We start from the raw sequence: 21,254 nt of genomic DNA on the forward strand, positions 1-21,254 counted from the left end.
ACATGAGCCTTTCTGAACAGTTGAGCCCTTCAAGCGTTGATACTCCATCCACTCCTCTCCTTCTAGATGGAGTAGCCATCGCCGGTTCGATCAAGTCCGAAGTCGGCGTCGAAGTGCAGGAGCTTGCGGCCCAGGGCATCAAGCCCGGTCTCGCCGTCATCCTGGTCGGCGAAGACCCCGCCTCGCAAATCTACGTCCGAAGCAAGGTAAAGACCTGCGGCGAGCTCGGCATCTACAGCGAGATGGCGACGCCGCCAGCATCGATCACCACCGAAGAGCTCTTGGCCATGGTCGCCAGCCTGAACGCCCGCGACGAGATCGACGGTATCCTCATCCAGCTTCCGCTGCCAAAGCATGTAGACACCCGCCGCGTGCTGGACTCCGTCGTACCGGAAAAGGACGTAGACGGTTTCCATCCCATCAACGCCGGTCGCCTGCAGAGCGGCCAGCCCGGCCTCGCGCCCTGCACGCCCGCCGGCATCATGCAGATTCTGAAGCGCAGCAACCTTCCCGTTGCGGGCAAAAATGCCGTAGTGCTGGGCCGTTCCGACATCGTGGGCAAGCCCGCCGCCGTGATGCTCATCAACGCCTCGGCGACGGTGACCGTCTGCCACAGCAAGACGAAGGACCTCGCCAGCTTCACCCGGAGTGCGGACATCCTGGTCGCAGCCATCGGTCGTCCCGGTTTCGTGACGAAGGACATGGTCAAGCCCGGTGCTGTGCTCATCGACGTCGGCATCAGCCGCGTAACTGAACCGGCGGAGGTCCAGGACTTCTTCGGCGACGATCCAACCCGTCTCGAGGCCTTCGCCAAGCGCGGATCGGTTGTAGTCGGTGACATCCACCCGGCAGCTTTCAAGGTCTCAGGAGCCTACACGCCTGTACCCGGTGGTGTCGGAGCTCTCACCATCGCCATGCTGATGCAGAACACGGTAACCGCTGCAAAATTGCGCCGCGGTCTGCCAGCCAAGAAGGCCTAGAGGTGCTCCGCGTCGGGCTGACAGGGGGGCTGGGCAGTGGCAAGTCGACCGCCGCCTCCCTCTTCGCGGCGCTTGGCGCTCACATTCTCAGCGCCGACGAGATTGCCCGTTTGCTGATGCAGCCCGGTGAGGCCGTCTTCGACGCCATCGTAGCCAGCTTCGGCCCGGGCATTCTGCTCTCGGATGGCACCTTGAACCGCCCTGCTCTGGCGAAGCTCGCCTTCTCGGGTGGCCGCGTTGAGGAACTGAACTCCATCGTCCATCCAGCGACGATCGATCGGCAGACCGTACTGTGTGACGCCATCTTCGCCCGCGATCCTCACGCGATTGTCATCGTCGAATCCGCGCTCATCTTCGAGACAAAGTTTGGCGGCGAAGACGGCTGGCGCAGACGTTTCGATAAGCTGATCCTCATCACTGCACCGGAAGAGCTCCGCATCGCCCGCTTCATCGCCCGCACCGCTGCTGGACGGCAGCTCCCCGACACGGAGCACGCGGCGCTCGAGGCCGAAGCACACCGCCGCATCGCCCAGCAAATCCCCGACGAACAGAAGGCGTCGCTCTGCGACTACGTGCTGACCAACAAGGGCGCGCTTACCGAACTCGAATGGCAGGTTGACCAACTCTGGCCCCTGTTGCTCGTAGCCGCCCAAAACTCAACCAACCCCTAAAATCGCTACAATAAAGCCATGAAATTGCGCCGCGTTCTGCTGGTTCTGTTGCTGCTTTCGGGTTTCTATTACGTCACCACGCACTTCGTTTCCAGCGGCGCGTTCGCTCCCATGGTTCATCGTGCGTTGAACATCCCTGAACCGGACGCCACCCGCACCGCCAGCGCCACCGGCCCGAATGGCACCTTCGAGCTCACCGAAGCCTCCGCCGCTCCCTCCTTCGACACAGAAGAGCAGCAGAACATCGCCGTCTACAAGAAGGCGCTCTCGTCGGTAGTCAACATCACCAGCACCGCCGTCGCCTTCGACTTCTTCTACGGTTCCGTACCCCAGCAGGGCCAGGGTTCCGGCTTCATCCTCGACAAGCAGGGCCACATCCTCACCAACAACCACGTCATCGACAACGCCCAGCGCGTCGAAGTCACTCTCTCCGACAAGCACAAGTACAAGGCCCGCGTCGTCGTCGTCGACAAGAATCATGATCTCGCCCTACTCCAGATCGATGCTCCGAATCTTGTCCCGGCGACGCTGTCGGATTCCACCGGCCTCATCGTTGGCCAGCGCGTCTATGCGATCGGAAATCCCTTCGGCCTCAGCGGGACGATGACCCGCGGCATCATCTCAGCTATCCGGTCAATCAAAGGCCCGCAGGGCAACCCCATCGAAGACGCTATCCAGACCGACGCCTCGGTGAACCCCGGCAACTCGGGCGGCCCGCTGCTCAACTCCCGCGGCGAGGTCATCGGCATCACCACCCTGATCGCCAGCAACGGCGCCGACCAGTCCTCCGGCATCGGATTCGCCATCCCCATCGACACCGCCAAGCAGGTCCTCTCCGACTTCGAAAAGTATGGCCGCGTGCGCCGTCCGTCGCTCGACGTCGTCATCTTCCCCATCGGCCCCGACGTAGCCCAGCAGATCGGCCTGCCCGCCGACTATGGCGTCATCGTCCAGAGGGTCGTCCCGGGCGGCGCAGCCGAGAAAGCTGGCCTCAAAGGTGGAACCCAGCGTGTCTACCAGGGCAACACGCCCGTCATGCTGGGTGGCGACCTTATCGTCGCAGCCGACGGGCAGGACATCACCAACGCGCAGGACCTCTCCGCCGCCATCAACTCGCACCGTGCCGGCGACGTCATGACGCTGACGATCTTTCGCGGACAGAAAAAGATGGAGATCAAGGTAACGCTCAGCGATGCGAAGGACGCAGCCGCCCCCGGCCAGCAAACCTAAAGTTTTTGCCACGCGAAGCGGTATACGAGTCACGAAGTGACCGCCCCGCGAGCAGCGGGCCCGTCCGGCAGGACACCTGCCTCTACCGAATCTTTATTGCTAGCCTTACGGGCAGCGATGCTATCCTTCGCGAAACTCACCCTGCACGCGAAGGAAAACTGATGTCCTCCAACCTGCCCGATTTCGACAAAGCTGAATATGTCGGCCAGCATCCCGACCAGATCGTCAGCGGCGACGTCGAGACATTCGAAGAACGTGCCGACCACGTCCGTTTTGTCCACGCCATCACCTATGGCATTGCAGCCGCCATCGTCGGCAGCATTCTCTACGCCGCGTTTACGATCCTCACAAACATCGTGATCGGCTACTTCGCCGTCGGCGTAGGTTATCTCGTAGGCAAGGCGATGCTTCACGCGACGCAGGGACTGGGCGGTCGAAAGTTCCAGATCGCCTCCGCCGTGCTCACTTACATCGGGGTGTCGATGGCTGCAGTTCCCGAGATACTCTGGGCCTTTCACAAAAAAGGTGCCGACCTATCTCATATTGGTGCCCGTGGGATGTTCGCGCTTGCTGAGTACGGCATCGCGTCGCCCATTCTGAGGCTTCAACGGAACGTCGGCAGTGGCCTTATCGGCCTCTTCATCCTATTCATCGGCATCCGCTTCGCCTGGCGCATGACTGCTGACCGACGTCTTCCGCAGTAGCCAGCCGCTGAGAAACGGATAACATAGAGCCAGAGGCCTTTTCTGCCGAACTCCGTGATTGAAGCCACAGCATCTTCCGTTCCACCCAATCCGACTGTCGCCACACCCGAGCCCATCCACAACTGCCCGCAGTGCAGCCACTGGCTGCCCGAAGGTACCCTCGCCTGCCCGGACTGCCAGACTATCGTCTACTCCAGCCACCTGCGCCTGCTCGCATCGATAGCGACCCAGCAGGAGCAGCAGCAGAAGTGGGCCGAAGCCCGCGCCACCTGGACCTCCATGCTGGAATGGATTCCCGCCGGAACCAAGCAGGTCGAAGGCATCGAAGCCCGCATCCAGGCGATCGACGATCGCGGCAAAGCCGCCGAAGAAAGCAAAGCCAAGTGGACTCGCCGCCTCGGCCCACTCGCCCCGATCGTCTTCTTCCTGGCCAAGGCGAAGTCGCTCATCTTCGTCATCTTCAAGTTCAAATTCCTGCTCAGCTTCTTCGCGTTCTTCGGCCTCTACTGGGCTATCTTTGGATGGAAGTTCGGCCTCGGCTTCACGCTTTCCATCATGATCCACGAGTTCGGCCACTACGTCGCCGCTCGCCGCCGAGGCTTGAAGGTCGATCTGCCAGTCTTTCTCCCCGGTCTCGGAGCCTACGTCCGCTGGTATAGCATGGGCGTCGATCTCGACACCCTCTCAGCGATCGCCCTCGCCGGCCCTTTCTTCGGTCTGCTCGCCGCCGCAGTCTGCGCGGGAGTCTACTTCGCTCGCGGAGGTGCAATCGGCCCGCAGGAGGCCGAGACCACCAACTCCCTATGGGCCGCGCTCGCGTACACCGGTGCCTGGATCAATCTCATCAACTTGGTGCCCCTCCTCGGTCTCGACGGAGCCCAGGCCACCCACGCCCTCAACCGCACCCAGCGCGGCCTCATCCTCGTCGCGGCGATTGTCTTCTACGCCATCCTGCACGAAGGTGTCTTCCTCTTCATCGCGGGCGGCATGGCGTGGCGCACCTTCACCGGCTTTGCCCCGGAGAAGCCCAGCACCCCCACCATGGTGCGCTACATGCTGCTGCTCTTCCTTCTAGGAGCACTCATGTTCGCTGTGCCCGAGACCCACGGGCGGCAGTTCTAGGACTGCTTGCGGTCGAGCTTCGCAAACAGATCGTTGAGATCGGCGAAGACTGGCGTGCCAGGAACAATCAGCCGCTCAGCCGCCGTCCAAGAGTCATCGACGCAGTAGCGCCCTGTGCGTGTCTTCGGGTCGATGATCCAGACCGTATGGACACCCATGCGGCGATAGTCCGCGGCGCGCTCCTGGGTGTCCGCGTAGGTATCGTCAGGGAAAGAATCTCAACAATAAGTGCCGCAGCATAGACCAACACATCCGGTTGCGGCCCTATCTTCACCAACACCAAATCCGGAACCCGCACCCGGGTCTCAGAGACCTGCGTGCGCCACGCAATCGCAGACACTACGCTCCAATTCGTCTCTTGCGAACCGAACCAGCCTGCAAATAGAGCCAAAAGCCGTACATGTTCCCACTCGCCGACATTGCGCTCCCGCACTTCTCCATCGATGTATTCACGATCGGGCCGGTACGTGGTTTGCATGTACGCAGCGAGAGAGATCAGTGCTGTGGTGGCCATGGCAGACTCCGTAGCGATAGCCTACCATCGCCATTCCTGCGCTCTATCACCCGTTAGGTGGCCTTCAAGTACCGCCGTCCCAAGATGCGATACTCCCCGCTCACCACCCGCGAAATCGCCTCCGGATACGCCAGGTGCTCCTGCTCAAGGATCCGCCCCGACAGCGTCTCCGCCGTATCGTCATCCTCCACAGCCACCGTCTTCTGCAGCACGATCACCCCGTGGTCCACGTGCTCATCCACAAAGTGGACCGTGCATCCAGCCACCTTCGCGCCAAACTCCAGCGCCTGCGTCTGCGCCTCAAGTCCCGGAAACGACGGCAGCAGCGAAGGATGAACATTCAGAATCCGGTCCGGAAACGCCGCCACAAACTCCGGCGAGATGATCCGCATATACCCCGCCAAGCAGACCAGATCGACGTTGTTGGCCTGCAACTCCGAGATCATCGCGGCATCGTGCTCCGCGCGATTTTTGCCTGCGGAGGGAATAGCGATTGCAAGAATACCCATCTCCCGCGCAACCGCGAGCCCCGGTGCATCTTCCTTGTTCGAGAGCACTACCGCGATTTCAGCATCTTTGATGGTTTCAAGCCGGATCGCATTGGCAATCGCGAGAAAGTTAGAACCACGTCCGGAGAGGAGAATACCTAGTTTTTTCAATGTGATCTTCTTCCTAACGATTCCGTTTCGATCCAGTTTTCAAACGTCTTAAGTCGTCCATCAAGCATTTCCGCATGTTCAGGCGTCGGTGCAGCTACGACCGGAAAAACTTCAGGAGATGCCTTACCTTCATAAGCCAATGCAACCCACTCGCGCATGAGCTCTATGTAGGTCTCTAAAGCTTCAACAGGCGTTGGACACTCGTCGACCACGAGATAAGCCGAGGGTATGTCACCGACTATTACCCATAGCCACTGATCGACGTTGTCAGATACTGGTGCCAACTCTAAGAGGAATATCCCAATGACTCCGCCTATTCCGTCGCCGAAGTATGCTTCGCCTACGCCGAAGCACCACTCATGGCTGATTAAGAACTGCTTCGCTTTCTCAAAGAGTGCATGAAGGAGGGCTTGCTCTTCTTCATCTTCGGCACGCATCCGGTCGATTGGGACTACCCCAGATATCGATGCCGGATGCATCAGTTGTACGTCACCTTCCGCTCGCCCCGAACAATCCTTCCAATAATGCAGTGCCGCTCATTCGCCCGATTCAGAATCGCCTTGGTCTTCTTCACCAGCTCCGCCGGAATCACGCAGATCAGCCCGATGCCCATGTTGAACGTCCGCATCATCTCGTCCTGGTCCACATTGCCAAGCTGCTGCAGATGTTCAAACAGAGGGGGCACCGTCCAACTCGCCAGGTCGACCACCGCGCCCATGCCCTTCGGAATAATCCGAGGCAGGTTGTCCGTGATGCCTCCACCGGTGATGTGCGCCATCCCGCTTACAACTTCCGCCGCCGTCAGCTTCTTGATCACGCCCAGATAGCTGCGGTGCGTCCGCATCAGCGCCGCGCCGGTCTTGTCCTTCAACTCATTGACGTATTGATCGGGGCCGTACTTCGCCACCTCAAACAGCAGCTTCCGCGCCAGCGAGTAGCCATTGGTATGCAGCCCGTTCGAAGGCAGCCCCAGCAGCACATCGCCAATCTGAATATTCGCTCCCGTAATGATCTTGTCGCGATTCACCGCGCCGATGATCGTCCCTGCAAGGTCATACTCGCCATCGCCATAGAAGCCCGGCATCTGCGCCGTCTCGCCGCCAATCAGGGCGCAGCCATTGGCGCGACAGGCCTCGCTGATGCCCTGAACGACCGTCTCGACAGTCATGTCCGCCAGCTTGCCCGTCGCCAGGTAGTCGAGGAAGAACAGCGGCGTTGCGCCCTGCACCGCGATGTCGTTCACGCAGTGGTTCACAAGATCCTGCCCGACGGTATGGTGGATGCCGAGCTCGAAGGCGACCTTCAACTTCGTTCCGACGCCATCGGTCGAGGAGACCAGCACCGGCTGCGGAAACTTCTCGAGATCCAGCGCAAACAGCCCGCCAAATCCGCCAATCTCCGACAGGACCTGCTTGTTAAACGTCTTCCGGGCAAGCATCTTAATGCGCTGCTTGCTCCGTTCACCGCTGGTGATATCCACGCCGGCATCGGCATAGCTTACAGACGCAGCTTTGCTGCGCGTCTTCGGTGCAGCATCATGCGACTCAGAAGGCGGGAGGGCCTCAGGAAGGGCTGAAATTGTCTCGTCCGGCAAGGGAGCTTTACCTCTCAAATGTTCGCGAACCGCGTGTGTAAGGAAGCTCAAGTCTAGCAGGGAGGGAGCTGGAAACTTGTAAAAGTAGTCCGTCAAATCCCCGGAAATACGCTCGCGCTTCCGGTCTTTCAATGGCTTGCGCCGCAATTCGCAATGAACTTATCCCCTGGGTGTCTCGTATACGAGTCAATGCCGGAATCGGATGTGCCGCCACAACCGTGCACCGCGCCAGTCGCAGTCTGCTTCCGCATGAGCGGCAGGTATACGATAAAGGCCAGCGCGGGCCCCAAATTTCACTGATTACGAGGCACCCAGCATGTCTACCTCCGTCGGTTCCGTTCATCCAGCAGGCGCGTCCGAATACGCAGCCGCCACTTCGCCTCGAGCAATCGCCACGCGCCGCACGGCCTCCGTCCCCTGGTACATCTGGTTCGGCGTTGCGGCTGTCACCTCCGCGTCCATCGGCGGTGCGTGGGATGTCTCCTGGCATCGCTCCATCGGTCGCGACTCCTTTCTCACGCCCGCGCATATGGCGATCTACGCCTGCGGGGTGATCGCCGCCGTCATCTGCGGCTATCTGATCTTCGCGACCACCTTCGGCAAGTCAGCCGCCCTGAAAGATGTCTCCGTCAACGTCCTCGGCTTCCGCGCTCCCCTCGGAGCGTTCATCGCCGCTTGGGGCGGCATCGCCATGATCGTCTCCGCGCCCTTCGACAACTGGTGGCACGCGGCCTACGGTCTCGATGTGAAGATCGTCAGCCCGCCGCACACGCTGCTCATCCTCGGCATCCGCGGAGTCGCCGTAGGCATCATGTTCCTCATCCTCGCCGCGATGAACCGTGCCCACGCCGACGCTCGAAGCGAGTCCAGCTACCTCAGCCTCCGCGGTCTCTTCCTCTACCTCGGCGGGCTCATGGTCGTCGGCCAGATGTTTTTCCTCTTCGAGTTCACCGCCAACGTGCAACTCCACTCCCGCCTCGCGTACATCACCATGGGCATTGCCATGCCGATCGTCTTCGCGCTGATCGCCCGCGCCTCCGGCCATCCCTGGGCTTCGACCATCACAGCTGCTCTCTACATGGCCTTTACCATCGCGGAGATCCTCATCCTCCCGCTCTTTCCAGCCACGCCGAAGCTCGGCCCGGTCTACTACCCGGTCACGCACATGGTGCCGGCGAACTTCCCGGTGCTGCTCATCGTTCCCGCCCTCGCGCTCGATCTCCTCTGGCAGCGCACCCGCAACTGGAAGGCGTGGCAGATCGCTATCGTCTCCGGCATCGTCTTCACCGGCCTGTTGGTCGCGGTGGAGTGGTCCTTCGCCAACTTCCTGCTCTCGAAGGCCAGCGAGAACCGTTTCTTCGGCACCGGCTACTTCGGCTACTACGCCCGCGCCGATAACTTCTCCCGCCTGCGCCTCTTCTATCACCCCGCCACCGGCATCGTGCTTGCCAAGGCCCTCGCCTGGGCCAGCGTCTACGGCATGATTGGCACCTGGGCCGGCCTCCGCTTCGGTGGCTGGATGAAGACGGTGCAGCGATGAAGCGGCTCTGGCTGCTTCTCCTGTTCGCGCTTATCGCTGTGCCGCCTGCCCACGCCCACCTCGGCAGCAAAGACGTCTTCGAGCAGGTCTCCGCTGGCCCCTACAAGCTCTTCATCACCATCCGCCCGCCTGTCGTCATCCCCGGCGTCGCAACAGTCGAAGTCCGCGCCACCGGCGCTCCCATCACGACTCTCTCCATCACGCCCACTCCCCTCACCGGCGAGGCCGCCAGCCATCCGCCTACCGCTGACATCCTCAAGCGTTCCGACACCGACCCCAACTTCTACACCGGCGGAGTCTGGCTCATGGCCTCCGGCTCCTGGCAGGTCCGCTTCGCCATCGACGGCCCCAGCGGCCACCAGGCCACCTCCATCCCTGTCCCCGCAGTCGCGCTCTCGACCCTCAAGATGGAGCGCAGCCTCGGCATCCCGCTCGCTCTCCTTGGTGTTTTTCTGGTCGTCTCCATGGCGGGAGTCGTAGCCGCCGCCATCCGCGAATCACGCCTCGCTCCCGGAGCCACACCTACGCCATCGCTCCGCCGCCGAGGCCTCATCGCCCTCGCCGCCAGCCTCGCCGTCATGGTCTTCCTCGTCTACGAGGGAGCGAAGTGGTGGAACGTAGAAGCCGCCGACTACAGCGAAGACATCTACCACCCGCTCGTCACTCAGGCTAAGCTCTCCGGCGACCAGCTTGACCTGACCGTCAAGCCCTTCCGCACCAGCTACTCCGCCGACTATAGCGGAAACGACCGCTCCAACTCCGACTTCCTCCCTGACCACAACCACCTGATGCACCTCTACGCGATCCGCCAACCGCAGATGGACGCCGTCTTCCATCTCCACCCCGAACTGGTATCAAGCGGCGACTTCCGCATGTCGCTGCCTGTCATGCCTCCCGGCACCTACAAGCTCTACGGCGACGTAGTCCACGCCAACGGATTCCCCGAGACGCTGGTCAGTACCATCGACGTCCCCGCTGGCCTCGCCGCCACACCCGCCGGCCCCGACGACGCCTCTGCCACACCCGCCCCCATCTCCTCCGGCCCACTTGGCGCGAGCTACAAGCTCCCCGACGGCTGCATCATGGTCTGGGACAAGCCGGCCAACCTGACCGCGAGCACCGCCTACAGCCTGCACTTCCGCCTCCTCGCACCAGACGGCACGCCAGCCAAAGACATGCAGCCGTACATGGGCATGACGGGCCACGCCGCCTTCGTAAAAGACGACGGCACCGTCTTCGCCCACACCCATCCCGAAGGCTCCGCCGCGATGGCGGCGCTCGACATCGCCAACGGCAGCATGGGCGCAATGGAAGGCATGTCCACCGGCCCGACGCCGCCCGCAGTCGACTTCCCCTACGGCTTCCCCACCCCCGGTGCCTACCGCGTCATCATCCAGATGAAGCATGGCATCACCATCGAAACCGGAGTCTTCGACGCGACAGTGCAGTAGCCTGATTCCCTATACTGGGTTCATGCCGCGCCTCACCACCAACTCCCGCGCCCTCCAGCTCCGTGCCGAATCTTTCCTCCCCGGCGGCGTCGACTCCCCCGTCCGTGCCTTCCGCGCCGTCGGTGGCGACCCGCCCTTCGTCACCCACGCCGAAGGCGCGTACCTTTACGACGCCGACGGCAACAAATATCTCGACATGTTCGGCTCCTGGGGTCCCATGATCCTTGGCCACGCCTTCCCGCCCGCCGTCGAAGCCATCCATACCGCCGCCGCAAAGTCCGCTAGCTTTGGCGCGTCCCACGCTGGCGAAGCCGACCTCGCCGAGCTGGTTACAAAATGCTTTCCCTCGGTAGAACGCCTCCGCTTCGTCTCCTCCGGCACCGAAGCCTGCATGTCCGCCATCCGACTCGCCCGCGGATACACCGGTCGCAAGTTTGTCATCAAGTTCGAGGGCTGCTACCACGGCCACTCCGACGCGCTGCTCGTCAAGGCAGGTTCGGGAGTCGCAACCTTCGGCATCCCCGGCTCGGCGGGCGTCCCTGAAGAGACCGCGATGCACACCCTCGCTCTGCCCTACAACGATCTCGACGCCGTCCGCCTCGCCTTCGCCAATCATCCCGGCGCGATCGCCTGCATCATCGTCGAGCCGGTCGTCGGCAACGCCGGCACCATCCCACCCGCGCCCGGCTACCTCGAAGGCCTCCGCACCCTCACCCACGAGCACGGCGCTCTGCTCATCTTCGACGAGGTCATGACCGGCTTCCGGCTTTCTCTAGGAGGCGCGCAGAGCCTCTACGGCATCACCCCCGACCTCACCACGCTCGGAAAGATCGTCGGCGGAGGCCTGCCTTGCGGAGCCTTTGGCGGCCGCGCTGAAATCGTCAATTTTCTCGCCCCGTTAGGTCCCGTCTACCAGGCCGGAACACTCAGCGGCAACCCCCTCGCCATGGCCGCAGGCATAGCTACGCTGAAGCACCTCATCGCCCACAAGGACACAATCTACCCGCAGATCGACACCATCACCGCTGCTATCGCCAACGGAGTAGCCGCCCTCGCCGAAGACGCAGGCGTGAAGCTCACCACCAACCGAATCGGCAGCATGTTCACCTGGTTCTTTACGGGCACGCCGGTCACGAACTTCGATACCGCCGCAACCTCCGACACCGCCGCCTTCGCGAAGTTCCACCGCGCCATGCTCGACGCCGGAGTGTGGCTACCCCCATCCCAATACGAAGCCGCCTTCGTAGGCACTGCCCACAGCGCCGCCGAAGTAGACCTCATCCTCCAAGCCGCAAGGGAGGCCCTAAGTCTCTAGGGGTCCGGAGCAGTCAAACCCTACGTTTACCTCCTCGCGTAAGTGATGCGAGTTGAACATCTCTGAAATCTTCGGGAAAAACTTGCCAGCCACTTTACGCGCAGGCAGTATTGATGGCATGGAAAATACCGGTCGTTTCGATCGTGATGTGGAGGAAGCGGGGTCGCGGCGCGCTGCCTCCAGCCATATCTATGGTATTGGCGAGATGGCGGAAGAGATACGCTCCTTCGCGTGGGAGACATCGCCGCTTGGCTCTATCGACAAGTGGTCGCCTACTCTCCTCGCCGTAGTCAATGTGGTCCTTAGTTCGCCGATCCCTGCGGCGGTCTATTGGGGGCCACAGCTGATCTTTATCTGCAACGACCCCAGCCTGCGGATGATGGGCGCAAAGCCACCGGCAGTCCTTGGGCTGTCCGTCGAAGCGCTGTGGGGCCCGTTCTGGTCAAAGGTAGAGCAGGAGCGCTTTAGATCTGTGATGGATTCGGGACAATCCTTTCACGGCGAAAGCGTCCCATACGGGTTCCGGAGAGACGGCAGATCAGTCGATGTCTTCGTCAATTATTCCCTGAGCCCGATCTACGAAGACGGACAAGTCGCTGGCATCTTTAGGACGCTTGAAGACATATCAGAAAACGTCCTGGCCATGCGTGCTCTCGCTGAATCCGATGCGCGATTGCGGATGGCGCTCTCTGTGAACCGATGCGTGGGGGTCTGGGACTGGCACCTCAGAGACAACGTTGTCTTCGGCGATGAGACGATAGCCAGCTTGTATGGAATTGATCCAAAGGCCGCCGCAGCCGGAGCGCCGCATCGAGCCTATGAGCGTTTGCTCCATCCGGAAGATATCGATGTTCTCAATAATGCTGTCATGGCCTGCATCGCAACCGGAAAGGACTTCTCCGTCGACTATCGCGTTCGCCAGGCAGACGACTCCTATCGCTGGATTCAGTCCAGAGGACGCTGTGTCTATGACGAAAACGGCCGTCCTTCCCGCGTCACGGGCCTGAAACTGGACATTACCTCCGAGAAGAATGAAGCCGTGACGACTCTCCCTCGCAATCTATTTCCGACCAGTGACCCAAGCAGTGATTTGGATTCACTCCCACCGTCCGTCACCACCTTTGTTGCAGCAACCGCAAACCTGTTAGCGGAGTTTCCATCGGAGATCGAGCTGGAGGTTGTTCCCGAAGCCGCTGGAACTCAGTTCATCCTCCGAGTAGCAAAGAGCGATCTTGGAAGGCTCATCGGAAGACAGGGGCGCATCATCCGGTCGATTCGTATGCTTCTCTACACGGCGGCTGCGACCCACAAAGAGCGATTTTCGATCGATGTTGAATCAAAGAATGCCCCCGCCGGTTGAGCCAAGCTACTACGCTCCTACCCGTCTGACCTGCAATCTGCCTGTGCCGTCGGGAGACAAAAGACACAGCCTCGCTACCCCATCCTTCACGAACAGTTGCGTCAAACGACAAAAATATACTTTTTGCGATTGCCGCAACACACCTCGAACCATCGTGTCTATTCCCTTCGTAAGCGGTCGCAGCATGATCCAAGCGCCGCAATAATACGGAGGCCAATCCGATGAACTTCAAGCACTCTCTCCTCGCTGCAGCACTTATCCTCGCTCCCGTCTGTACCTTTGCGCAGACCCCGGCTCCCGCCCAGCCCACCATCAACCAGCGCAAGGCCGACCAGCAGCAGCGCATCGGCAACGGCGTGAAGAGTGGACAACTTACCGCTCGCGAGACCGGGCATATCGAGCACCAGGAAGCTGGCATCAACAAGGAAGAGCGCGGCATGCGCGCCCAGGACAACGGGCACCTGACCAGGCAGGATCGCAAGACCATCAACCGTCAGCAGAATAAAGAGTCGAAGCGCATCTATCGCGACAAGCACAACGCCCGCGTCCGCTAATCGATCTATGAAAGACGAAGAAGGCCGCCCGAGTAGGCGGCCTTCTTCGTCATCGATTGCTCTTAGCTTTACGCTGCCGCCTCGCCCTTCGGCTCCATCCATAACTTGCCGATAAAGATCAGCACCACCAGCAGCCCGGCGCAAATCGCAAAGACCTGCCGCACGCCCACATACTGCGCCAGGAGACCGCTCGCTATCAGCCCCAGAATCTGCCCTGTAAACACAGTCGACATCACGGTCGACCCGACCCGTCCCATCAACGCCGGCGGCGTCTCCTGCTGGATCATCGTCTGCGCGGGAATGATAATCCCCGCCACTGAGAAGCCGATGATGAGATTGCCAACGATCGTCGTCCACACGAAGCCGACCGACGTCAGGATCAGCAGCCCGGCCGCGATTCCGCTCAGGCCAGAGTAGACCAGCACCGTATTCTTCATCCCTTTGCCAAAGGCATTCAGCACGTTGATGCCGATCAGTATCCCGAGCCCGATCATGGCACTCGCGGCACCGAATACCCTCGTCGAACCATGGAGAATATCGCGGACATAGACTGCGATCAGCGGCCCAAAGCATCCCAGCACAAACATTCCCGAAGCCAGTGCCAGGATCACGAAGAGCAGTCCCGCATGATGCACAATGAAGTCCACACCCTGCTTCATGTCCGCCCAGACCTTCGCGACGCCCTTCTGCTCCGCTGCCTTATCCGCGGGATCGAGCACCGCCGCCGCCATCGCCTCCGCGGGTCGCGAGAGCGCCACCGTGGCGATCAGGCAGGCGGACGCCACGAAGCTGGCAGCATCGGCCCAATAGCAGATGTTCGCGCCAAAGGTGGATACCAGGGCCGCCGCGACTGCCGGCCCTGCAATCCTCGCCAGGAACAGCACCTGTTGCATCAACGCATTCGCCGCGCGCAAACCATGCAAAGGCACAGCCGAGCGGATCGCCACTCCTTGAGCGGGGCTGAAGAAGCTCGAGACCACGCTGATCGCAGCCAGAACCGCGTAGAAACCCCAGATGTTGTGCGCCAGCAGCAACAGCAGGCAAAGTACCGACCGCGAGAGATCGCTCGCGATCATCGTTGGTTTGAGCGGCCAGCGGTCGACGAACACACCGGCCAGAATCCCCAGTACCGCGATCGGCAGCTGGTACGCGATCTGTACGCCAGTAATCTGCTGCGGATTCGCATGAGCGGTGAAGGTCAGATAGCCTATGACCGCAAACAGAGCAAGGAAGTCGCCGAAGTTCGAGACGATCTGCGCATACCAGAGACGGCGCATCACAGGGATGCGCAGCACCGCGCCCATTGAGAGAGGTTCAGGCATCGCCGCCGGAGTGGTTGGGGTTGTAGACATGGTCGCTAGCCAGTTTAGATCGACAGCGAAGCCACAACGCCGCAAAATAAATCGGTGCCCACGCGAAGCGGTATACAAGTCACGAAGTGACCGCCCCGCGCGCAGCGGGAAGTAGTGGCATTACACCCAGACCTGCGGAGTGACGAACTTCATCCCCAACGCCTTCGCATCCGCAATGATCGTCTCGGTCGCGATCACGCTATGCATCCTCGGCTGGCCTAGTCCGCCATCATGCATCAACACGTTCGTCCCCCGGCCCCGAGCCCGGTTCCGCTTCACGCCCGTCCGCACCCACTCGACCATGCGCTGCGGTTGCTGCTGCGGGAGCCAGTCATAGGTCAAGACGTTCCAGTTCACCGTCGCCAACCTAAGCTCGCGCGCCACTTCAAAGACCACCGGCTTCCGCGCCCCGTGCGGCGGCCGAAACAGCCTGATCTGCGCTCCAATCGTGTCTTCGATGATCGCCTTCGAGTCCCTGATCTCTCTGCGGACCCGCTCCGCCCCGCAGTACGAGAGCCACGGATGCGTCATCGTATGGTTGCCGATCGTATGTCCCGCCGCGGCGATCTCCCGCACTAATGCTGGCTCACGCTTCACCCAGTCACCAATCAGGAAGAACGTCGCCGTCACATTCTCCCTCGCCAGCGTGTCCAACAGCTTCGGTGTCGCCAGCGGGTTTGGCCCATCGTCATACGTCAGAGCAATCTCGCCGGGATCATTGCCCGCGATCACTACGCGTCCAAAGATCTGCGATGTCGGATAAAGCGCCGCATAGAACCACCCGCCGACAGCAAGCCCCGCGACCGCCGCAACTTCCGCCGCGTTCGTGAGGGTCACCATGGCGTTACTTCGCCTTCTCCAGCAGCGCCAGTACCTCTTCAGCGTGGCCCTCGGGCTTCACCTTGGAGTACACATGCAGCAGCCGCTGGCCTTCACCCTTGTCCGGCCCAATGACGAACGTCGAACGCTCCACACCCTTCACCAGTTTGCCGTACATGCTCTTGTTCTTCAGGAGGTCGTAGCGCTGGATCAGCACCATATCCGGATCTGCCAGCAGAGCATACGGAAGCTCGTACTTGGTTTGAAATTTCTTCTGCGCCTTCACCGTATCGCGCGAGATCCCCAGCACCACCGCTCCCGCAGCCTGCAGCTTCTCGAAGGTGTCGCGGAACCCGCAAGCCTCGATGGTGCATCCCGGCGTGTCCGCGCGCGGATAAAAGAACAGCACCACGGGCTTGTCCTTGAACTGGCTAAGCGAGACGTCCTCGCCATCCTGATTCTGCAACGTAAAATCTTCTACCAGATCGCCTGCCTGCATCATTATTCTCCAAAATCGTTGCTGTAAATTCCGTCATCCTGAGCGTAGCGCGAAGTCGAAAGATCCCGAGATCGCTCATCATGCCCAATCCGCTCTAATCTTTCTGCCCAATCAGTCCGTTCTACCCGGCCACAGCTTCAGCAGGAGTCGTCAGCGCCGCAATCGTCTTCTCCAGCGACTCCGCATCCTCAACATTCAATCCAATCTTCTCAGCGTCGATCTTCCGCAGCAGTCCGTTCAACACCTTGCCCGGCCCAATCTCTACGAAGTGTGTCGCGCCCTGCTGCACCAGCAACTGTACGCACTCCACCCATCGCACCGCGCCCGTCACCTGCCGCACCAGGCAGTCGCGGGAGTTCGATTCGCGATAGATCATCCGCGCATCCACGTTGCAGGCGATCGGGAACTTCGCATCATGGAAGGCCACGCCCTCGAGATGGACCATCAACTGCCGCTGCGCCGGAGCCATCAACGCGCAATGGAACGGAGCGCTCACCTTCAGCATCACCGTCCGCTTCGCTCCCGCCTCTTTGCACAGAGCAGCCGCCCGCTCCACCGCAGCGAGATTTCCGGAGATGACGGTCTGGTCAGGCGAGTTCAGATTCGCCGGCGCCACTACGGCGCTGTTCGGAGATTCGGCCCGCTGGATTGGATCGGCCGGATTCATCGCGGCTGGTTCCGTCAACTCGTCGGAGGCGCGAACGCAGCAGTCGTTGATGACTGGCTCAGCCAGCCCAAGGATCGCGGCCATGCCGCCTTCGCCCGCCGGCACCGACTCCTGCATAAACCGACCGCGTTTGTGAACAGTGCGAACCGCATCCGCGAAGCTGAAAGTGCCTGCTGCTACATGCGCGCTGTACTCACCAAGCGAATGTCCAGCGGCAAACGACGCCGTGATGCCATGCTCTGCCAGCAAGGGCGTCAATACGCGCTCGGCAGCGACCGAGACAGTAAGAATCGCCGGCTGAGTATTCTCTGTAAGGTTCAGCGTCTCCTGCGGACCTTCGAAGCACAGCTTTGACAAAGAAAAGCCGAGAGTTCCATCGGCCTCGTCGAATACCGCACGCGCAGCCGGAAACTTTTCGTACAGATCGCGGCCCATGCCCACGATCTGCGTGCCCTGGCCAGGGAAGAGATAGGCCAATTTCATCGCATTCATCGAAGTCGATGATACCGCGACCCGGTTACATTTGCTGGCGTCCCTAGACCCCGAGACCCGAGTCCATGTCGTAAGACATATCAGCCGAGTGACCGTAGTTGTCATACGGCGTGCGGCGATTGAACTTGTAGCGCTGGCGGATTTCGTTGCCAACTACCAGCCCGAGCGCCACCGCGCCCAGTCCGGCAGAGACCCAGCCGACAGTCTTGAACAGCGTAGATTCTTTCTCGAACGGCAGGGGGAGGGTCACAGGAACAGCCTCAATCTTTCTGCCGAACTTTTTGCCAAACAGCCGGCGTGTCTTAGGGGACCTCATGCCAAGGATCATATCGTCTCCAGGTACAACTTGGCAGCAGCTTTCCATCTCGGAGTCCTCTCCAGGTAACCGTGCCGGGGCAAGGCTGCCCTTGTTAAAGGTGTCTGTATGTTCCGATGCGTTTCGGAATTCTTCAACACAAATAACGCTGCGCCCTCAACATCAGATGCGCCATAGCCCAAAAGCGGAATTAGTTCACATCCACCTTTTGGAATCCCAGCGAATAGAGCAGCACCGTCACGGTTGCCCGTGCGTTCTTCCGCGCCGCATCAAGAATGCCGTCTGAAAGCGCCGCCTGCTGCAATTGATCCTGTGCCTTGGCCCGCGTGTCGGACTCCAGATTCTGGTCCGCCGCCACCAGCAGGCCGGTCGTTCGCTGGTAGACGCGCGTGTGTTGATTATCGAGCGTCGTCACGAAGAGTTGCGAAGCCGGCAGCGTCACATGAATGCTCTGCGCGGCAGAGTCGATCTTTACGTCCTCAGGCTTCAACTGCGCCAGATCGATCCCAGCAACCGATTGCCCATGCACGATCAACAGCAGCTTATCGCCGACCAGAACATCCGGAAGCACCGAGTTTGTCTTGTTGCCTTCGACCACCGTGTCCAGCGAGTAAACGACCGTCTCCAACCGACTGAGCCGCTGAATCTTCTCGACCACCGCCGGTACCGAGGTGTCGATCGTCGTCGTCCGGCCGGCGATCAGCGCTGCAACCTTCGCCATGGGCCCAGCCGTAGCGTGGCGGATGAACAGCGCCAGAGCGACTCCGCCCAACACCAGAGCAAAGAGAAACAGGAAGAATCCGCCCCCGCCCCCGGAACTGCGCCCCGACTTGTATTGCGTGGTCATCGTCTCACTATCATAAGGAGTATTCACCCTCTTTTAGATGCAGCCCGGACTGCATGCTTGCTCCAGAGTACGCGATGCCAAAATGCAGTCTCCGCAATGCACCAAGGCGGCTGCACTTCCTGCCGACTGAGCTCTGCTGGCCGCTTGGCTACGCACCAAGAATTTAAGGGCATGGCTTCAGCCATGCTTTCGCCGTGCGGCTTTAGCCGCTGAGGTACGTTTTCTTCCACTAAAGCTCTTACTTCAAGTACGTCTCAAACTGGTAAAGAATCCGATGAAACAGCTCGCTCCGCGACTCCATCCCCGCAATCGAATGCGTCTTCCTCGGGAAGAGCTGTAGATCGTAGGGAATCCCCGCATCGATCAGCGGCTGAATGAACTGGATCGTATTCGCAATATGCACGTTGTCATCCCCCGTCCCATGCGCGATCAGCACCCGACCCTTCAGACTCTTCGCCGCAGCCACATCCGCCCCGGCGTTATAGACCGCAGCATTTTCGCTGGGTAGCCCCAGGTATCGCTCCGTATAGATCGAATCGTAGTTCCGGAAGTCCGTCACCGGAGCTACCGCCACGCCCGCCTTGATCCGGTCGGTATGCGTCATCGCATAGAGCGCGAAACTACCGCCCCAACTCCATCCCCACCAACCAATCCGCTTGGCGTCGAGCTGCGGATACTTCGCCAGCGTCTGATCCAGCGCCGCCATCTGGTCGGAAAACTGCACCGGCCCGAAGTTCCGATACGCCGCTTGCTGGAAGTCTCTCCCACGCCCGCCCATGCCCCGGTTGTCCACCTCCAGCACAGCGAATCCATGCTGCCCCATAAGCTCGTTGAAAAGATTCCCCCCGCCCCAGTCGTTGCGGATCGAAGCCGTCGGCAGCGGCCCACCATAAGGATTCACGACCAACGGCACGCTGCCCACCGCCGAATTCGTCGGAAGCGTCAACTTCCCATAGAGCTTCGTCTTCCCATCCGCCGCCATTAGGGTGACGATCGACGAAGTCACTCCAGTCGCCGCCGGAATCGTCTTCGACCGCCAGAAGGTCTCGCACTTCTCCGAACCCGTAGCGCACACACTCGCCACCGGCGGCGTAGTCGCCGTGCTGAACTCATCGTTGAAGTGTGTCCCATCCGGCGACACCATCGCGTGATGTACCCCGTTGCCGCTCGTCAGCTTGCGCTTCCCCGTACCGTCCAGCTTCTCCGACCACAGGTTGTTCTCAAGCGGCGTTCCCTCATTCGAGGTGAAGAAGACCGTCCCAGACTTCTCGTCGAAACCGTCGAAGCCCTCCACCTCAAAATCGCCCGAGGTCAACTGCCGCTCTAACACCGAATCCGCATTCAGAGGATGCTTCTCGTCGAACTTGTGCAGGTAAAGGTGTGTATGCCCGTCCCGCCAGCTCGCAGCCAGAAATCGCCCATGCGGCAGAAATGTAACGTCATAGTTCTCATCGAGATACTTCGCGTCGGTATTCGAATAGACCAGCCGCGACTTACCCGACTTCACATCCGCAAAGTAAAGATTCTCGTTGTGGTTGTCTCGCGTCAGCACCTCAACAAAGACTGTCTCCGCATCCACCCACCCAAATCGAGGAATCGAGTCATTCCCCGCGCTGAACGGAACCTCGATAAACTTCGTCCCTCCACCCTTCGCCGAAACCACGCCCACCCGCACAGCTGGGTTCGGATCGCCCGGCTGCGGATACCGCTGCATATCCACGCCCGCGTGCGTTGGAATCCAGTCGACGATAGGGAATTGCGGCACCTTCGCCTCGTCCATCTCCAGGTACGCAATCGCCTTCGAATCCGGCGACCAGAAGTAGTTGCTCCGTACGTCGAGTTCTTCCAGGTAGATCCAGTCCACCTCGCCGTTCAGCATGGCATCGCTGCCGTCCGTCGTCAGCGCAGTCTCATTCCCGTCTTTGTTCCCAACCGGATGCACATAAAGGTTGTGCCCGCGCAGATACGACACCGATCGCGCATCCGGCGAAAACTTCGCGTCGCTCCCCGATCCTGCGCCGGTATCGACGATCATCGTCCCGGCCCCGTCCGAGATCGAATACAGCCACAGCCTCCCACCCTTATCCAGCAGCAGGTGCTTCGAGTCATCCGCCCAAAGAAAGCTCGACATCCCATACCGCTCGCGATGGTCCTTGTCCTTCTCGTTGACTGCATCCGAAGTCAACGCATCCAACTGCGCCTTCGTCGCCAGCACACTGGCCTTGCCCGTCGCTGCGTCGACCTGAACAATGTCGCCCGCCGCACCCGCCACGCTCGCATCCGTCGCCATAAACGTCAGCCGCTTCCCATCGGGACTCCAGCTACCGCCGCGAGGCAGATTCCCGGTCGGGTTGCTGTTCGCAAACTCCACTGTGCGAGTAGCGTGATCAGGCGTTTGAGCGAAGACAGAGACCGCAAATACGGCCGGTAGCAGGGCAAGAGGAAGAAATCGTCTCATAAGAGTGATCCAAGTCTAACGGCTGCTGCTCCAAAACTCGCTTCGGATGAAACGATCCGCCACTCCCGTTCACCCTTTCTTGCCCCCCGGATCGAATCGGCAACTTCACC

21 protein-coding genes are annotated in these 21,254 nt (G+C 60.7%); 10 read left to right on the forward strand and 11 right to left on the reverse strand.

The features are described 5' to 3' along the window. The first annotated feature begins 2 nt into the window (after window positions 1–2). The 5 genes from HDF16_RS15525 to HDF16_RS30700 all read left to right on the forward strand — a co-directional run bounded on the left by HDF16_RS15525 (window position 3) and on the right by HDF16_RS30700 (window position 4,707). Window positions 3–980, forward strand: coding sequence for a bifunctional 5,10-methylenetetrahydrofolate dehydrogenase/5,10-methenyltetrahydrofolate cyclohydrolase (locus tag HDF16_RS15525; protein ID WP_184218170.1), 978 nt, complete (start codon window positions 3–5; stop codon window positions 978–980). Window positions 981–982: 2 nt separating this feature from the next. Beyond that, window positions 983–1,651, forward strand: a complete 669-nt coding sequence (gene coaE / locus HDF16_RS15530) for a dephospho-CoA kinase (protein WP_184218171.1) — start codon at window positions 983–985, stop codon at window positions 1,649–1,651. Window positions 1,652–1,669: 18 nt separating this feature from the next. Continuing rightward, window positions 1,670–2,881, forward strand: a complete 1,212-nt coding sequence (locus HDF16_RS15535; protein ID WP_184218173.1) for a S1C family serine protease — start codon at window positions 1,670–1,672, stop codon at window positions 2,879–2,881. 161 nt (window positions 2,882–3,042) lie between these two features. Continuing rightward, window positions 3,043–3,585: a hypothetical protein gene (locus HDF16_RS15540; RefSeq protein WP_184218175.1), complete on the forward strand. Its 543-nt coding sequence runs from the start codon at window positions 3,043–3,045 to the stop codon at window positions 3,583–3,585. 54 nt (window positions 3,586–3,639) lie between these two features. Further along, entirely contained in the window at window positions 3,640–4,707 is a 1,068-nt protein-coding gene (locus HDF16_RS30700; RefSeq protein ID WP_348641329.1) for a site-2 protease family protein, read from the forward strand. On the opposite strand, the gene HDF16_RS30705 is transcribed toward HDF16_RS30700, so the two are convergent. The 4 genes from HDF16_RS30705 to purM form a co-directional block, all read right to left on the reverse strand. Next, window positions 4,704–4,865 carry a hypothetical protein gene (locus HDF16_RS30705; protein WP_348641330.1) on the reverse strand — a complete coding sequence of 54 codons (162 nt, stop codon included), beginning with the start codon at window positions 4,863–4,865 and terminating at the stop codon, window positions 4,704–4,706. The genes HDF16_RS30700 and HDF16_RS30705 overlap by 4 nt on opposite strands. A 409-nt stretch (window positions 4,866–5,274) precedes the next feature. Continuing rightward, on the reverse strand, window positions 5,275–5,880 hold the full coding sequence (purN, locus tag HDF16_RS15555; RefSeq protein ID WP_184218177.1) for a phosphoribosylglycinamide formyltransferase: 606 nt from the start codon (window positions 5,878–5,880) through the stop codon (window positions 5,275–5,277). Next, window positions 5,877–6,359 (reverse strand): hypothetical protein, encoded by a 483-nt coding sequence (locus tag HDF16_RS15560; protein WP_221312787.1) that lies wholly within the window; start codon window positions 6,357–6,359, stop codon window positions 5,877–5,879. Before HDF16_RS15560 ends, purN begins: the two co-directional genes overlap by 4 nt. Next, window positions 6,359–7,474 carry a phosphoribosylformylglycinamidine cyclo-ligase gene (gene purM, locus HDF16_RS15565; RefSeq protein WP_221312788.1) on the reverse strand — a complete coding sequence of 372 codons (1,116 nt, stop codon included), beginning with the start codon at window positions 7,472–7,474 and terminating at the stop codon, window positions 6,359–6,361. The genes HDF16_RS15560 and purM overlap by 1 nt, the downstream gene beginning before the upstream one ends. A 316-nt stretch (window positions 7,475–7,790) precedes the next feature. Between purM and HDF16_RS15570 the strand changes: the two genes are divergently transcribed. The 5 genes from HDF16_RS15570 (at window position 7,791) to HDF16_RS15590 (ending at window position 13,694) form a co-directional block, all read left to right on the forward strand. Beyond that, window positions 7,791–9,014, forward strand: coding sequence for a hypothetical protein (locus HDF16_RS15570; protein WP_246409151.1), 1,224 nt, complete (start codon window positions 7,791–7,793; stop codon window positions 9,012–9,014). Continuing rightward, window positions 9,011–10,465 carry a hypothetical protein gene (locus HDF16_RS15575; protein ID WP_184218182.1) on the forward strand — a complete coding sequence of 485 codons (1,455 nt, stop codon included), beginning with the start codon at window positions 9,011–9,013 and terminating at the stop codon, window positions 10,463–10,465. Before HDF16_RS15570 ends, HDF16_RS15575 begins: the two co-directional genes overlap by 4 nt. A gap of 22 nt (window positions 10,466–10,487) precedes the next feature. Beyond that, complete coding sequence (gene hemL, locus HDF16_RS15580; protein ID WP_184218184.1) at window positions 10,488–11,780, forward strand: glutamate-1-semialdehyde 2,1-aminomutase; 1,293 nt, start codon at window positions 10,488–10,490, stop codon at window positions 11,778–11,780. Between the two features lie 118 nt (window positions 11,781–11,898). Beyond that, window positions 11,899–13,140 (forward strand): PAS domain-containing protein, encoded by a 1,242-nt coding sequence (locus HDF16_RS15585; protein ID WP_184218187.1) that lies wholly within the window; start codon window positions 11,899–11,901, stop codon window positions 13,138–13,140. A 221-nt stretch (window positions 13,141–13,361) separates the two neighbouring features. Then, a complete protein-coding gene (locus tag HDF16_RS15590) occupies window positions 13,362–13,694 on the forward strand; it encodes a hypothetical protein (RefSeq protein WP_184218190.1) in 333 nt (110 codons plus the stop codon). A gap of 68 nt (window positions 13,695–13,762) precedes the next feature. On the opposite strand, the gene HDF16_RS15595 is transcribed toward HDF16_RS15590, so the two are convergent. The 7 genes from HDF16_RS15595 to HDF16_RS15625 all read right to left on the reverse strand — a co-directional run bounded on the left by HDF16_RS15595 (window position 13,763) and on the right by HDF16_RS15625 (window position 21,144). Continuing rightward, window positions 13,763–15,046 (reverse strand): MFS transporter, encoded by a 1,284-nt coding sequence (locus tag HDF16_RS15595; RefSeq protein WP_184218193.1) that lies wholly within the window; start codon window positions 15,044–15,046, stop codon window positions 13,763–13,765. A 120-nt stretch (window positions 15,047–15,166) separates the two neighbouring features. Continuing rightward, complete coding sequence (locus tag HDF16_RS15600) at window positions 15,167–15,886, reverse strand: polysaccharide deacetylase family protein (protein WP_184218196.1); 720 nt, start codon at window positions 15,884–15,886, stop codon at window positions 15,167–15,169. A 4-nt stretch (window positions 15,887–15,890) separates the two neighbouring features. Beyond that, on the reverse strand, window positions 15,891–16,367 hold the full coding sequence (locus HDF16_RS15605) for a peroxiredoxin (protein ID WP_348641331.1): 477 nt from the start codon (window positions 16,365–16,367) through the stop codon (window positions 15,891–15,893). Between the two features lie 118 nt (window positions 16,368–16,485). Continuing rightward, entirely contained in the window at window positions 16,486–17,523 is a 1,038-nt protein-coding gene (locus tag HDF16_RS15610; RefSeq protein ID WP_184218199.1) for an ACP S-malonyltransferase, read from the reverse strand. A 43-nt stretch (window positions 17,524–17,566) separates the two neighbouring features. Then, window positions 17,567–17,851, reverse strand: coding sequence for a hypothetical protein (locus tag HDF16_RS15615; RefSeq protein WP_221312789.1), 285 nt, complete (start codon window positions 17,849–17,851; stop codon window positions 17,567–17,569). Between the two features lie 178 nt (window positions 17,852–18,029). Next, window positions 18,030–18,686, reverse strand: coding sequence for a DUF4230 domain-containing protein (locus HDF16_RS15620; RefSeq protein ID WP_184218202.1), 657 nt, complete (start codon window positions 18,684–18,686; stop codon window positions 18,030–18,032). A gap of 238 nt (window positions 18,687–18,924) precedes the next feature. Beyond that, window positions 18,925–21,144, reverse strand: a complete 2,220-nt coding sequence (locus HDF16_RS15625) for a S9 family peptidase (RefSeq protein WP_184218205.1) — start codon at window positions 21,142–21,144, stop codon at window positions 18,925–18,927. Window positions 21,145–21,254 lie beyond the last annotated feature (110 nt).

This window comes from Granulicella aggregans (genome assembly GCF_014203275.1).
GTDB lineage: Bacteria > Acidobacteriota > Terriglobia > Terriglobales > Acidobacteriaceae > Edaphobacter.

Excerpts from the sequence above, each read along its gene's own strand:
- HDF16_RS15525 (WP_184218170.1), top strand. The coding sequence starts at position 3 with ATGAGCCTTTCTGAACAGTTGAGCCCTTCAAGCGTTGATACTCCATCC.
- HDF16_RS15535 (WP_184218173.1), top strand. The coding sequence starts at position 1,670 with ATGAAATTGCGCCGCGTTCTGCTGGTTCTGTTGCTGCTTTCGGGTTTC.
- HDF16_RS15540 (WP_184218175.1), top strand. The coding sequence starts at position 3,043 with ATGTCCTCCAACCTGCCCGATTTCGACAAAGCTGAATATGTCGGCCAG.
- HDF16_RS30705 (WP_348641330.1), bottom strand. The coding sequence starts at position 4,865 with ATGGGTGTCCATACGGTCTGGATCATCGACCCGAAGACACGCACAGGG.
- HDF16_RS15560 (WP_221312787.1), bottom strand. The coding sequence starts at position 6,359 with ATGCATCCGGCATCGATATCTGGGGTAGTCCCAATCGACCGGATGCGT.
- HDF16_RS15570 (WP_246409151.1), top strand. The coding sequence starts at position 7,791 with ATGTCTACCTCCGTCGGTTCCGTTCATCCAGCAGGCGCGTCCGAATAC.
- HDF16_RS15575 (WP_184218182.1), top strand. The coding sequence starts at position 9,011 with ATGAAGCGGCTCTGGCTGCTTCTCCTGTTCGCGCTTATCGCTGTGCCG.
- hemL (WP_184218184.1), top strand. The coding sequence starts at position 10,488 with ATGCCGCGCCTCACCACCAACTCCCGCGCCCTCCAGCTCCGTGCCGAA.
- HDF16_RS15585 (WP_184218187.1), top strand. The coding sequence starts at position 11,899 with ATGGAAAATACCGGTCGTTTCGATCGTGATGTGGAGGAAGCGGGGTCG.
- HDF16_RS15590 (WP_184218190.1), top strand. The coding sequence starts at position 13,362 with ATGAACTTCAAGCACTCTCTCCTCGCTGCAGCACTTATCCTCGCTCCC.
- HDF16_RS15595 (WP_184218193.1), bottom strand. The coding sequence starts at position 15,046 with ATGTCTACAACCCCAACCACTCCGGCGGCGATGCCTGAACCTCTCTCA.
- HDF16_RS15600 (WP_184218196.1), bottom strand. The coding sequence starts at position 15,886 with ATGGTGACCCTCACGAACGCGGCGGAAGTTGCGGCGGTCGCGGGGCTT.
- HDF16_RS15605 (WP_348641331.1), bottom strand. The coding sequence starts at position 16,367 with ATGATGCAGGCAGGCGATCTGGTAGAAGATTTTACGTTGCAGAATCAG.
- HDF16_RS15610 (WP_184218199.1), bottom strand. The coding sequence starts at position 17,523 with ATGAATGCGATGAAATTGGCCTATCTCTTCCCTGGCCAGGGCACGCAG.
- HDF16_RS15615 (WP_221312789.1), bottom strand. The coding sequence starts at position 17,851 with ATGATCCTTGGCATGAGGTCCCCTAAGACACGCCGGCTGTTTGGCAAA.
- HDF16_RS15620 (WP_184218202.1), bottom strand. The coding sequence starts at position 18,686 with ATGACCACGCAATACAAGTCGGGGCGCAGTTCCGGGGGCGGGGGCGGA.
- HDF16_RS15625 (WP_184218205.1), bottom strand. The coding sequence starts at position 21,144 with ATGAGACGATTTCTTCCTCTTGCCCTGCTACCGGCCGTATTTGCGGTC.